11 protein-coding genes and 1 pseudogene are annotated in these 12,879 nt (G+C 65.4%); 4 read left to right on the top strand and 8 right to left on the bottom strand.

What is annotated here, in order from left to right:
* Positions 1-38: 38 nt before the first annotated feature.
* The 6 genes from IEJ03_RS05955 to IEJ03_RS05930 all read right to left on the bottom strand — a co-directional run bounded on the left by IEJ03_RS05955 (position 39) and on the right by IEJ03_RS05930 (position 6,362).
* On the bottom strand, positions 39-494 hold the full coding sequence (locus tag IEJ03_RS05955; RefSeq protein ID WP_347401000.1) for a septal ring lytic transglycosylase RlpA family protein: 456 nt from the start codon (positions 492-494) through the stop codon (positions 39-41).
* A 113-nt stretch (positions 495-607) separates the two neighbouring features.
* Complete coding sequence (gene cobA, locus IEJ03_RS05950; protein WP_192036753.1) at positions 608-1,498, bottom strand: uroporphyrinogen-III C-methyltransferase; 891 nt, start codon at positions 1,496-1,498, stop codon at positions 608-610.
* Positions 1,499-1,657: 159 nt separating this feature from the next.
* Positions 1,658-2,491, bottom strand: coding sequence for a 3'(2'),5'-bisphosphate nucleotidase CysQ (cysQ, locus tag IEJ03_RS05945; protein WP_192036752.1), 834 nt, complete (start codon positions 2,489-2,491; stop codon positions 1,658-1,660).
* A 198-nt stretch (positions 2,492-2,689) separates the two neighbouring features.
* Positions 2,690-4,150, bottom strand: coding sequence for a sodium-dependent transporter (locus tag IEJ03_RS05940; RefSeq protein ID WP_192036751.1), 1,461 nt, complete (start codon positions 4,148-4,150; stop codon positions 2,690-2,692).
* A gap of 221 nt (positions 4,151-4,371) precedes the next feature.
* The gene (hppD, locus tag IEJ03_RS05935; RefSeq protein WP_192036750.1) at positions 4,372-5,484 is read right to left on the bottom strand and encodes a 4-hydroxyphenylpyruvate dioxygenase; all 1,113 of its coding nucleotides are present in this window, start codon (positions 5,482-5,484) and stop codon (positions 4,372-4,374) included.
* 266 nt (positions 5,485-5,750) lie between these two features.
* On the bottom strand, positions 5,751-6,362 hold the full coding sequence (locus IEJ03_RS05930; RefSeq protein ID WP_192036749.1) for a LysE family transporter: 612 nt from the start codon (positions 6,360-6,362) through the stop codon (positions 5,751-5,753).
* A 117-nt stretch (positions 6,363-6,479) separates the two neighbouring features.
* On the opposite strand from IEJ03_RS05930, the gene IEJ03_RS05925 reads away from it, so the two are divergent.
* The gene (locus IEJ03_RS05925) at positions 6,480-7,391 is read left to right on the top strand and encodes a LysR family transcriptional regulator ArgP (protein ID WP_192036748.1); all 912 of its coding nucleotides are present in this window, start codon (positions 6,480-6,482) and stop codon (positions 7,389-7,391) included.
* A 29-nt stretch (positions 7,392-7,420) separates the two neighbouring features.
* Here the strand turns inward: IEJ03_RS05925 and IEJ03_RS15890 are convergent.
* Positions 7,421-7,573: pseudogene (locus IEJ03_RS15890) on the bottom strand (formaldehyde dehydrogenase, glutathione-independent); the annotation flags it as partial.
* A 34-nt stretch (positions 7,574-7,607) separates the two neighbouring features.
* Positions 7,608-7,937 (bottom strand): MTH1187 family thiamine-binding protein, encoded by a 330-nt coding sequence (locus IEJ03_RS05920; protein ID WP_192036747.1) that lies wholly within the window; start codon positions 7,935-7,937, stop codon positions 7,608-7,610.
* A 193-nt stretch (positions 7,938-8,130) separates the two neighbouring features.
* Here IEJ03_RS05920 and cfa point away from each other — a divergent pair, with 193 nt between their 5' ends.
* From cfa to IEJ03_RS05905, 3 genes are all read left to right on the top strand, one after another.
* On the top strand, positions 8,131-9,282 hold the full coding sequence (gene cfa, locus IEJ03_RS05915; protein WP_192036746.1) for a cyclopropane fatty acyl phospholipid synthase: 1,152 nt from the start codon (positions 8,131-8,133) through the stop codon (positions 9,280-9,282).
* 267 nt (positions 9,283-9,549) lie between these two features.
* On the top strand, positions 9,550-10,461 hold the full coding sequence (locus IEJ03_RS05910; RefSeq protein WP_192036745.1) for a sensor domain-containing diguanylate cyclase: 912 nt from the start codon (positions 9,550-9,552) through the stop codon (positions 10,459-10,461).
* A 379-nt stretch (positions 10,462-10,840) separates the two neighbouring features.
* On the top strand, positions 10,841-12,811 hold the full coding sequence (locus IEJ03_RS05905; RefSeq protein ID WP_192036744.1) for an ATP-dependent DNA helicase RecQ: 1,971 nt from the start codon (positions 10,841-10,843) through the stop codon (positions 12,809-12,811).
* The last annotated feature ends 68 nt before the right edge of the window (positions 12,812-12,879 follow it).

Raw genomic sequence — 12,879 nt, 5'->3', positions numbered from 1 at the left:
CCAGGCGACACAGGCGCCCGGCCCTAGGCGCGATGCGGTTAACGCAGCACGCTGACCCGCACTTCCACGGTGCCTTCCTGGATCATGCCCAGCTGACGCGCCGCCCGCTTGGAGAGGTCGATGACCCGCCCGCGACGGAAGGGTCCGCGGTCGTTGATGCGCACCGTCACCTCGCGGCCATCATCGAGGCGAGCGACGCGGACCCGGGTGCCGAAGGCCAGGGTACGATGGGCGGCGGTCATGGCCTGCTGATCGAAGCGCTCGCCGCTGGCGGTGGTGCGTCCGTGGTAGCGATCCGAGTAGTAGGACGCCATGCCGACCTCGCTGCTGACCATGCCAGTACCAGGAGCGGAGGCACCGACCTCATCGCGAGTCTCCTGGCCGGCACAGCCGGTCAACAGCATGCCAAGCAGCACCAGCCAAGCCAGCGACCCATGAGGCAACGCTTGCCGGGCACCGGCCTGGCTGTGGGGAGCAAAGGGGGAATACATCATCTGAACGGACCCGATCGTGGCAGAAATCCACCACGATACGGAGCCAACGCCGCGAATCAAGCGTCGGCAGACCGCGACAGTCAGGCGCCGCGGCTCACGCCACTCACGCCAATTCAGGCACTCTGCGAGGCCTCGACCGGCGTGGGATGCTTGCCCTCTTCCCAGCCGCGGCTGCCGGCCTGCTCGCCATCGAACCAGGCAAGCGTCGCATGCAGGCGCACCACGCTGCCGACGACGATCAGGGTCGGGGGTTTGATGGTATCGCTGTAAAAGGCCTCGGGCAGATGGGCGAGGCTACCGACATGCACGCGCTGGCGTGCCGTGGTGCCCTGCTCGATCAGCGCCAACGGCGTCTCGGCGGTAAGGCCATGCGCCATCAGCGCCTCACGGATGATATCGAGGCTGCCAAGCCCCATGTAGAAGACCAGCGTCTGGCCGGGATGGGCCAGGGTCGCCCAATCGAGGTCGCAGCTGCCGTTCTTGAGATGTCCGGTGACGAAGCGCACCGACTGGGCGTGGTCCCGATGGGTCAGCGGAATGCCGCCGTAGGCCGCACAGCCCGAGGCCGCGGTGATGCCCGGGATCACCTCGAAGGCAATGCCCGCCGCCGCCAGGGTCTCGAGTTCCTCGCCGCCACGGCCGAAGATGAAGGGATCGCCGCCCTTGAGCCGCACCACCCTCTTACCTTCCCGCGCCCAGTCAACCAGCGCCTGGTTGATGCCTTCCTGAGGCAGGCTGTGCTGCGAGCGCGCCTTGCCCACGTAGAGCCGTCGCGCCTGAGGGTTGGCCATGGCCAGGATCTCCTCGCTGACCAGGCGGTCGTGCAGGATCACCTCGGCGGCCTGCAGGCGCTTGAGTGCCTTCAGGGTCAGCAGCTCAGGATCGCCGGGGCCGGCGCCCACCAGAGCCACCTGACCGCGGGGAAAATCGCGCAACCGCGAAATCAGCACGGAGGCGTCGCCCTGCTGGGCGTGGAGCGATGTAGGGGGCAGGTCGGGGATCATGGCAAGCGGCTCGAATCGAGGGAACTGATTTATTCCATTTTAATCATTTTACATGATTTCTTATAGCCAAATTTAAGGCTCGAGACCCTGAAAGGCCAGTAACGTCTGCTTCGAAGCTTATAACCCCGGCCACCGACGACGCGCCGGCCGGGGCCGGGCTCAGGCTATCGCCTCGACCAGCGCCTGCTCCCAGCGGGCATCGCGCTCGCCGCAGACGATGAAATAAGGGTTGAGCACGCTCTCCTGCTGATTGCAGCGCAGGGGCGTCAGGCTGTAAGCATTCAGCACCGCACCGCCGGCCGCGACCACGACCGCCTGCGCCGCCGCGGTGTCCCATTCACAGGTCGGTGCCAGGCGCGGGTAGAGATCCGCCGCGCCTTCGGCGACCAGGCACAGCTTCAGCGAACTCCCCATCGAGACGCGCTCGTTGGCCGGCAGATCGGCGCAGAAGGCCTCGAATTCCGCCGCGCCATGCGAGCGACTGCCGACCACCTTCCAGGGCTCGACCGCCGGGTCTGGCAGGGCACGCACCCGGATCGATGCAGTGGCATCGTCGGCTTGCTTCCAGGCGCCCTTGCCCACCTGCCCCCACCAGGTGGTTCCATCCACGCCCAGCACGGGGGCGTGAACGATGCCGAATACCGGCTCTCCGTCCTCGATCAGGGCCAGATTGAGGGTGAACTCGCCGTTTTTCTTGATGAACTCCTTGGTGCCATCCAGCGGGTCGATCAGCCAATAGCGCGACCAGGCCTGACGCGTGGTGAAGGGAATCTCCCCGGACTCCTCGGAGAGAATCGGCACTTCCGGGGTGAGCGCCTCGAGCAGCGCCACCAGGGCATGGTGCGAGGCCATGTCGGCCTCGGTCAGCGGACTGTCGTCCTGCTTGGCCTCGACCCTGAAGTCACGCTCGTAGATGGCCAGCACCTCACGGCCGGCGGCACGCACGCCCTCGAGCAGTCGATTGCACTGTTCACTTGAAAGATATCCCGACACCGTTGCTCCTTGAATGACGATTATTGGCAGTTTCCTTATCAGATCCGCGCATTATGGCATACGAGCGCGCTCCATCAGGCAAGCCGGCGCCACCGCGGCGCCGTTTCGCCGGATCATGGCTCCCCTCTAAACGACGCTGCCCCCGCCATGAGGCGGGGGCAGCGCATGTTGCACGAGCCATGGAGCACCGTGGATGGATCAGGCGGCCAGCTGACGCTTCAGTCGCGGGCTGACCAGTTCACCGACCACGGTGATGGCGATCAGCACACCGAGCCACCAGTACCACTGGCTGCCCATGTCCAGCACCATCAGGCCGAGGCTATCGATGAAGATCAGCACGATGCCCAGCGGGCTCACATAGCGCACCATGAACAGCCACAGCGCATGCTGGGTGCTGGACAGGCCCAGCTCGGACTTGAAGATCTCGTGGCGCAGCACGAAACCGGCCAGCAGCGCCATGCCCAGGCCGCCCAGCGGCATCATGAAGCGCGAGGTCAGATAGTCGAGCCAGTCGAAGGCATGCTTGCCGGCCAGCGTCCAGTCGGCACCGACGTTGAAGGACAGCATGGCCAGGGTGCTGAGCAGCCACAGCACGATGCCCGCGCCCCAGGTCGCCTTGGTGCGCGAGATACCCTTGCTCTCGTTGAGCCAGGCCACGGTGGCCTCGATCATCGAGATGGCGGAGGTCAGCGCGGCCATCGACAGCATGATGAAGAAGATCGCCATGAAGACACTGCCGAACGGCATGGCCTGGAAGGCCAGCGGCAGGCTCATGAACAGCAGGCCCGGGCCGGCGGCCGGGTCCATGCCGTTGGCGAAGATCACCGGGAATATGGCCAGGCCCGCCATCAGCGCCACCAGGGTATCGGCGACCGCTACCGTGAGGGTAGTGCGCGCGATGGAGGCGCGATCGGGCAGGTAGGAGCCATAGGTCAGGATGGCACCCGAGGCCAGCGACAGGGTGAAGAAGGCATGGCCCATGGCCGCCAGCAGGCCCTCGCTCGAGAGCTTGCCGATCTCGAAGGAGAACAGGAAGTCCACACCGGCGCCGAAGCCGCCGGAGAACATCGCGTAGCCGATCATGATCGCCAGCATGATCACCATGCCCGGCATCATCCAGCTGACGCTTTTCTCGATGCCCTGCTGCACGCCCTTGCCGACGATCATCAGGGTGATCACGGTGACCAGGGTGCTCCAGCCACCCAGGGCCAGGGGATCCGCATTGTTGGCCGCGAAGATCGCCGCCATGTCGCCGACCTCCGAGCCGGCGAGGCCGCCGGTCAGGGTCTTCCACAGGTAGGAGAACGACCAGCCGGCAACCACCACGTAGAACGACAGGATCATGAAGCCGCACAGCATAGCCATCCAGCCGAGCAGTGACCAGAGCCGGCCGCGGCCGGACTCCCGGGCCACCCGTCGGATCGCATCGATGGGGCTGCCGCGTCCGCGACGACCAAGCCCGATCTCGATCATCATCACCGGGATGCCGATGGCCAGGATGCAGGCCAGGTAGACCAGCACGAAGGCCCCGCCGCCATACTCACCGGTCATGTAGGGGAATTTCCAGATATTGCCCAAGCCTACCGCCGAGCCGGTGGCCGCCAGGATGAAGCCCCAACGCCCCAGCCACAGATTCTTGGGTTGTTGTCTCGCCGTCATGTCACACCTTCAGGGTTTATTGTTATGGGAGATTTTAGCGTTTTTGTTCGTGCGTTGACCATGCGACCAAAAGGATGCGCTATCGATAAGCTGCCGCTCATGGAAATCCATCGCCAATAGGCGACAACGCCAGCGGCTTGCACCAGGCATGTCGTCTCCGGCATGCCTGGCGCTATGCGGCTGCTCCGTTATGGCTTCCCCGATATGGCAAACCGCTCGCCTCAGGCGTCCTTGAGCACGCCGCGGCGGATCTGGTCTTCCTCGATGGATTCGAACAGGGCCTTGAAGTTGCCCTCGCCGAAGCCATCGTTGCCCTTGCGCTGGATGATCTCGAAGAAGATCGGCCCGATCACCGTCTCGGTGAAGATCTGCAGCAACACGCCCTGCTCCGGCGCACCGTCGACCAGCAGGTGCAGCTCACGCAGCTCGTCGAGGTTCTCCTCGTGGTTGGGCACGCGCTCGTTGATCTTCTCGTAGTAGGTGTCCGGCGTGGTCAGGAAGGTGACGCCATTGGCGCGCAGGGCACGCACCGTGGCGTAGATGTCGTCGGTGGCCATCGCCAGGTGCTGGATGCCCTCGCCGTTGTACTCGCGCAGGAATTCGGCGATCTGGGAGTTGTCGTCGGCGGACTCGTTGATCGGGATGTGCATCTTGCCGCAGGGCGCGGTCATGGCCCGGGAGAAGAGCCCGGTCATCTTGCCTTCGATATCGAAGTATCGGATCTCGCGGAAGTTGGCGACCCGGGTGTAGAAGCCCGCCCAGACATCCATCTGGCCACGATCGACGTTGTGGGTCAGGTGATCCAGTAACTTCAGGCCCACGCTGTGGTCCTGAGGCGTGCGGCCGGGAATCGCCTCGAAGTCGATGTCATAGATCGTGCGGCCTTCGCCGTCGACCCGGTGATCGACGAAGTACAACAGGGACCCGCCGATGCCCTTGACCGCCGGAATCCCCACCTCGCCCGGGCCGACCGGGTTCTCGGCGGGCTCGGCACCTTCGGCCACCGCATGCTCGAAGGCCTGGCGGGCATCGGCGACGCGCCAGGCCATGGCGCAGGCGCTGGGGCCGTGAATGCGGGCGAACTCGGCGGCGAAGCTGTCGGGCTCGGCGTTGAGCACGAAGTTCACGCCCTCCTGCTGGAACAGGAAGACCTGCTTGGAACGATGCTTGCGGGTCTCGGTGAAGCCCATCTGGTTGAAGAGCGCACGCAGCGCCTCGATGCCCTCGGCGGTCGGGGCGGTGTATTCGACGAACTCGAATCCATCGGTACCGATCGGGTTGTGGTCGGAAATCTGGGCGGCGGTCTGGACAGCCTGGGGAGCAGCGGCGTTCATGGAGGTCTCCTTGGTCTTGTTGTCATGAGCTCGCCACCGGATCAGGCGGCGGGCGATCAATGACAACAGCCTAGGGGCCCTCGGAGCGACGAGGAACGTCGGGAATCGCCTTTAGCGGTGCCAGGCCCGGTCAGGCCGATTGCGAATCGTCAAGAAAACATGACACCCCCGGCGGGCGGCCCTGAGTATGCCTCGAGGGTGGCGAGAAAGCCTGACAGGGTGTAACGAAAAGCTGACGGCATCCCACATCTCCCCCGAGGAGGGGGTCAGGCCGGCAGCATGCCGCCGGCCAGCAGCCGCCAGGCGATCACCGCCATGATCAGGCCAATCAGGGTATCGATCATCCGCCAGGCACGGGGGCTCTCAAGCCTCGGCGCCAGCCAGCTCGCCGCCGCCACCAACCCGAAGAACCAGCCGAAAGACGCCAGCGCCGCGCCGATGAAGAAGCCACCCGGGCTCTCCTGAAGGGCGCCCACCACCCCGAGCATCACCAGAGTATCGAGATAGACCTGGGGGTTCAGCAGCGTGACCGCCAGCGTCGCCAGTAGCACCTGTCGGCGCGACGCCGGCGCGCGTACCTCGGCGCGCAGGGCATGCGCCTGCCAGGCGCGTCGCAGCGACTGCCAGGCCAACCACCCCAGGTAGGCCGCCCCACCCCAGCGAGCCAGCAGCATCAGCGTGCTCTGTTCGGCCAGCAGGGCACCCAGCCCCAGCACCCCGAGCCCGACCAGCACCCAGTCACAGAAGGCACAGACCGCCGCCACCAGCCAGACATGCTCACGGCGCAGCCCTTGGCTCAGCACGAAGGCATTCTGGGCACCGATGGCGATGATCAGCCCCGCCCCGACCAGCAGGCCCTGCAGCGCAGATACCAGCATCTTTTCTTACTCCTGTGACAGTGTTTGAGCAGTCAACGACTTGCAAAGCACCGCCAGACTAGGCTTGACTGGAGGATAAGTGAAATTAATTGGCAGAATGGGGAATTAACCACACTGATGCTCGACTACAAGCTTCTGGAGGCACTGGCCGCCGTCGTCGACCAATCGGGCTTCGAACGGGGCGCCCGACATCTGGGTCTCACCCAATCCGCGGTCTCGCAGCGCATCAAGCTGCTCGAGGCACGCCTCGGACAGCCGGTGCTGGTCCGGAGCCCCAAGCTCGCCCCGACCCCGCTGGGGCGGCGACTGTTGAATCATGTCTTACAGGTGGGCCTGCTGGAGCACGACCTGCTGGACCAGGTGCCGGCGCTGGGCGAGAGCGAACAGCGGTTGCGTCTGGCGATCAACGCCGACAGCATCGCTACCTGGTGGCCCCCCGCCGTAGGCGAGTTCTGCAACACCCGCCGGGTGCTGATGGACCTGGTGGTGGAAGATCAGGACGTGGCCCTGAAACGCATGCGCGACGGCGAGGTGGCAGGCTGCATCTGCACTACCTCTCGCCCCGTGCAGGGCGCGCGCGCCCATCCCCTCGGAAGCATGCGCTATCGTGCCCTGGCGAGCCCTGACTATGTGGCCAGGCACTTTCCCGAGGGCATCACGCCCCAGCAACTGGCTAAGGCCCCCGCCATCGTCTTTGGCCCGGACGACCGACTGCAGCATCGCTACCTGGCGATGCTCGACCACCACGCCCCCTTTCCCCACCACCTCTGCCCCTCGTCGGAAGGCTTCGTGCGGCTGGCCCTGGCGGGTATGGGCTATGGCCTGATTCCCGAGCGCCAGGCAACGCGGGAACTGGCCGAGGGCCGGCTTCAGGACATCGACCCTCACTACCACATCGATGTCCCCCTCTACTGGCACCATTGGCGCCATGGGGGCCAGATACTGGCCGCCCTGACCGATCACCTGCTGGCCATCAGCGAGGACTGGCTAATGCCGCTACAGGATGCCCCCGCACTGGACTCTGCCTGATGTCGCTATCGCGGGTCACCGCGTCGCGACGCGCCCATGTCCTCGGTCACATACAGCCCGGAAATCCCGATCTGACCACCAGCGCGGGTCAGGGCCATGGCCGAGTTCAGCACGGTCGCCGGAGCCTCCTTGCCATGATGGCAGCCGCAGGCATGAGCCTCGAAGTCGACGAAGGCATCGACATGTCCAAACGAGACAGAATGCGACGACCCGGCATCACCCTTTCGGCGCAGGCTCCCGCGCCTCGCCGGCCAGCAGCGCCTCGACACTGCCCACCTTGTCCTGCATGTGCTGCTCGCGATCGGTGCGGGTGCCCAGCTTCAAGGTAGTGGTTATGCGGGGCGCCCCCCGCTCATGAACGACTTCATGGCAGCGCTTTATTACCGCCATGACCTCGTCCCAGTCGCCCTCGATATTGGTGCCGTAGGCATGCAGGCTGTGCTCGAGCCCGGCGGCCTCGATCTCGCGCTGGCAGGCGGCAATATAGGGTGAAACGGACACACCGACACCCAGGGGAACCACACAAAGATCCGCGATCACGCGCATGGGGTTGCTCCTTCTCAAGCATGAAGACGTTGATTAACAAGCCGATTCACCGCCGGCATTGAGCCTGAGAATTATGCCTGCCGGCGGCTTTATGGCTATGTTGATTAGTCAAGGGGTAGCCAGGATCCGAGACGCCTGCCCGGCCCGCTGGACCCGCCCGCGCTCCTCTCGTCTGATGGATCAGGAGATTGACATGACCAGCGACCCCCGGATCGGTGCCATCGCCTTACCCGACACCCGTGCCCGACGCATCGTCGAGCGGCTACTGGAGGGCTCGGGCGTGGCCCTGAACGGCGGAGCGCCCTGGGACATGCAGGTCCTGCATCCCGACCTCTTCTCCAGGCTGTTGCATCAAGGCACTCTAGGACTCGGGGAAGCCTACATGGAGGGCTGGTGGCAGTGCGAGCGGATCGACGAGATGATTCATCGCATGTTGCGCCATGGCCTTGGCGAGCGCGCCCACACGCCCTCGGAGAGGATGCTGTACCGCCTGCAGACCGGCCTCTTCAACCTGCAGAGCAAGGCCCGCGCCTACATCGTCGGCGAGGCGCATTACGATCTGGGTAACGATCTCTTCGAGCGCATGCTCGACCCGACTCTCTGCTATTCCTGCGGTTACTGGAAGGAGGCCAACAGCCTGCACGAGGCGCAGCTGGCCAAGCTGGACCTGGCCGCTCGCAAGCTGGGGCTTGCCCCGGGCATGCACGTACTGGACATCGGCTGCGGCTGGGGCAGTTTCGCCGAACATGCGGTGCGCCACTACGGTGTCGAGGTCACCGGCATCACCATTTCCCGGGAACAGGCCGAGCTGGCCCGCAGACGCTGCCAGGATTTGCCCGTCACCATCCTGCTTCAGGACTACCGGGAGCTCGAAGGCCACTATGACCGTATCGTCTCGATCGGCATGTTCGAACACGTTGGCCATCGCAACTACCGCACCTACTTCGACACCGTGTCGCACCTGCTGGTCCCCGACGGGCTCTTCCTCTTGCACACCATCGGCTCCAACAATTCGGGCATCAGCGCCGACCCCTGGATCCACAAGTACATCTTCCCCAACGGGGTGCTGCCCTCGGCCATGCACCTCGCCCGCGCCAGCGAACCCTATCTGCTGATGGAGGACTGGCAGAACTTCGGCGCCGACTACGATCACACCCTGATGGCCTGGCTTCAGAACTTCGATGCCCGATGGCCGGAAATCGCCGAACGCTACAACGAGACCACGCGTCGCATGTTCCGCTACTACCTCTCCGCCTGCGCCGGCGCCTTCCGGGCGCGCGACCTGCAGCTCTGGCAGGTGGTCTTTTCCCGGGGGCGCGAGGGACGCTACGACGCCGCCCGCTAGCGGCGCTGTCGAGTCGGCAAACAGCGCCCCCTACCGGCAAGACGGATTGGCCGCTCCCGCCCATGCCTGATCCACTCGAGTGTCAGGACATCAATGCTTACCCACCGCCGTGATCTCCTACACAATCTGTCACAACTGGACTAAAGTCAGTTGCTAAATTTCTAATGCACCATACCGTCGGCGGGCTCCCTCGCGCCCGCCGGACCATGACTCGTCGCCAGCCTTCGGTGACCACCAGACACGACACGCAGGGAACGAGATAGCGTCATGCCTTACGACCCCTCATTGGATGAGACGCGGCACGACCTGGAACGGTTGAAGGCCATGACCGAACGCCTGCCCGGCCTCGTCTTCCAGTTCTACCGTAGCCACCGCGGACAGATCCGCTTTCCCTACCTGGCCGGCGCCAGCCGCCTGTTCGGCGATGCCGAGCAACGCCAACGGCTGTTCGAGGATGCCAGCCACGCCTTCGACCATGTGCATCCCGACGACTTCCCCCGCGTGATGGCCGCCGTCGAGCGCTCGGCGAAGTCGTTGACGCCGCTGACCACCCAGTTTCGGCAGCACTATCCCGATGGCGAGGAGTGCTGGATCGCCGTGCGCGCCACCCCCGAGCGCCTGCACACCGGCATCCTGTGGCATGGCCTGATGGTCAACATCACCGAACAGGTCGAGTACCAGGCGCACCTTCGCGAGCTATCGGATACCGACTCCCTGACCGGCCTGCCCAACCGGCGCAAGCTGATGTCGAGCCTGGAACGCGAGATTTCGCTGAGCAACCGCCACGGCACGCCATTGTCGCTGATGATAATCGACATCGATCACTTCAAGCAGGTCAACGACACCTGGGGCCACCTGCAGGGGGACAAGGTGCTGCGGCGCCTCGCTGGCCTGTGCGATACCCTGCTGCGGGAAGAAGACTGTCTGGCCCGGCTGGGGGGCGAAGAGTTCGCCGTGCTGTTGCCACTGACGCCACTGTCTCACTGCGAGGCCCTGGCCGAACGCCTGCGTCACGAGATAGCCAGCCATGATTTCGGCTTGCCCCAAGGCGGTGTCACCATCAGTACCGGCATTGCCGAACACCGCATCGGTGAGCTGCGCGACCAGTTCCTCGAGCGCACCGACCGGCGACTCTACGAGGCCAAGCAGCAGGGCCGCAATCGCGTGGTAGGGCCCTGAACGGACGCCGCTGCTGGCTCAGCAGCTCCACCCCGCCTGGAGCTCTCGACCATAGCCTTGGCCTTTAGCCTGGGAAGTGAGACATCACCATCATCATGACGCATTCGCCAGATGAACCCGAAACCAGCGACTGGCGTGGGCCTGCACCGCGAATGGCATCGGCGTCATGTCCATGGGGGCTCTCCCGCCACAGGGTCACCTGTCAGCCTAGCCCATCAGACGCCCCACCAGGGGCGACAAGAGCACCGAGACCGGTGACAAGGCGGCAGAGGCGAAGCCGGACCTGTATCCTGTGTACCGGTCGCAGACCCGGATTGCCAGCACCGGCCAGCCGCCACCCCATCAGGACCGGCCTTCCCGATCATCCCCAGGAGCCCCCATGACCCCGACACCCCAGCAGATCCTGCGCGACGTCTTCGGCTACGACGACTTTCGTCCCGGCCAACGCGAGGTGATCGAGGCCGTGGTCGCCGGGCGCAGTGCAGCGGCGATCTTCCCCACCGGCTCCGGCAAGTCGCTGTGCTACCAGCTGCCGGCGCTCACGCTGCCTCACCTGACGCTGGTGGTCTCGCCGCTGCTGGCGCTGATGCAGGACCAGCTCGCCTTCCTTGCGCGCCACGGCATCGCCGCGGCCAGCATCGACTCCAGCCAGAGTCGCGAGGAAGCGGCCCGCGTCATGGAGGGCGTCCAGCGCGGCGAGATCCGCATCCTGATGATCTCGGTAGAGCGACTCAAGAACGAGCGCTTCCGCGCCTTCATCGCTCGAGTGCCGATCTCGCTGCTGGTGGTCGACGAGGCGCACTGCCTGTCCGAATGGGGCCACAACTTCCGTCCCGACTACCTGAAGCTGCCCGACTACCAGCACCAGTTCGGCATTCCCCAGGTGCTGCTGCTGACCGCCACGGCCACCCCTCGGGTGATACAGGACATGCGCGAGCGCTTCGCCATCGCCCACGAGGACGTCATCACCACCGGCTTCTATCGCCCCAACCTGGATCTCACGGTGATGCCGGTGGCATCGGAGCAGCGCGCCCGCACCCTGGTCGACTGGCTGCGGCCCCGGCTCGCCCAGGGCGGCTCGCGCCCCACCATCGTCTACGTGACCCTGCAGCAGAGCGCCGAGCGTCTGACCGCCTATCTCGCCAAGGCCGGCATCGAGGCCTGTGCCTATCATGCCGGCCTGCCCGCGGAGACCCGGGATCGGGTGCAGCGGGACTTCATGAACGGCCAGGTCGACTGCATCGTCGCCACCATCGCCTTCGGCATGGGTATCGACAAGGCCGACATCCGCCAGGTGGTGCACTTCGACCTGCCCAAGTCGATCGAGAACTACAGCCAGGAGATCGGCCGTGCCGGTCGTGACGGCAAGCCCTCCGAGTGTCTGGTGATGGGCGGGCGCGACACCCTCAACGTGCTCGAGAACTTCGTCTACGGCGATACCCCGGAATCCGAGGGCATCCGCCGGGTGATCGAGGATGCCCTGGCGGCGCCCGGCGGCCAGTGGGAGCTGATGCTCAATGCCCTGTCTCAGGACAGCAATATCCGCCCGCTGCCCCTCAAGACCCTGCTGGTGCAGCTCGAGCTGCGTGGCATCATCGCCCCGCGCTATGCCTACTTCGCCGATTACCGACTCAAGTTTCCCGACGGCCCGGCGGCGCTGGTCGCGCGTTTCTCCGGCGAGCGCCAGGCCTTCCTGCAGGCCATCGTCGATTCAAGCACCGCCGCCCGCACCTGGCACACCCTGGACTTCGCGACCCTCGAGCGGCTCGGGGCAGAGCGCGGCCTGGACACCCGCCGGGCACGGGTGATCACCGCCCTGGACTACTGCCGCGACCAGGGCTGGCTGGAGCTCGAGAGCAAGCAGATGACCGAGGTCTACGAGGTACTCGCGCCCGGCGCCGATGCCGAGGAACTGACCCGGGAGCTCAGCGGCTACTTCCAGGACAAGGAGCACAGCGAGATCCGCCGCATCCATGCCATGCTCGACCTCTTCGAGAGCGACACCTGTCTCAGCCATCGCCTGGCCGGCTACTTCGGCGACGATCGAGCCCCCGAGCGCTGCGGGCATTGTTCGGTGTGTCGACAGGGCGGCGCTCGGCTGCCACACGGTGCCACCCTCGCCCCCCTGGAACCCGGCCGTGTCTCGGCCTGGTGTGCGCCCCTCGATGAGTGCTATCAGTCGCTGGTCGGCGCCCCGCCCTCCCCGGCCCTACTGGCCCGTTTCCTGTGCGGCCTCACCCTGCCGGTGTTCACCCGCCTCAAGGCGCGCCGCCTGGAAGGGTTCGCCGCCCTGGAGGCCTATCCCTTCGCCGAGGTGAAGGCCTTTCTGGACGGTCAGCCCACGCCCTAGGCATGCGCTGCCAGGGCCGTCAATCGGCCCTGCCTAAGACCTTTGGCGAATCGGTGGCGCAAACGTTT

This window comes from Halomonas sp. YLGW01, assembly GCF_014840935.1.
In the GTDB taxonomy this organism is placed as follows: domain Bacteria; phylum Pseudomonadota; class Gammaproteobacteria; order Pseudomonadales; family Halomonadaceae; genus Onishia.
The sequence above is the reverse complement of the archived record's forward strand: the minus strand, read 5'-3'. Positions and strand labels throughout refer to the sequence as shown.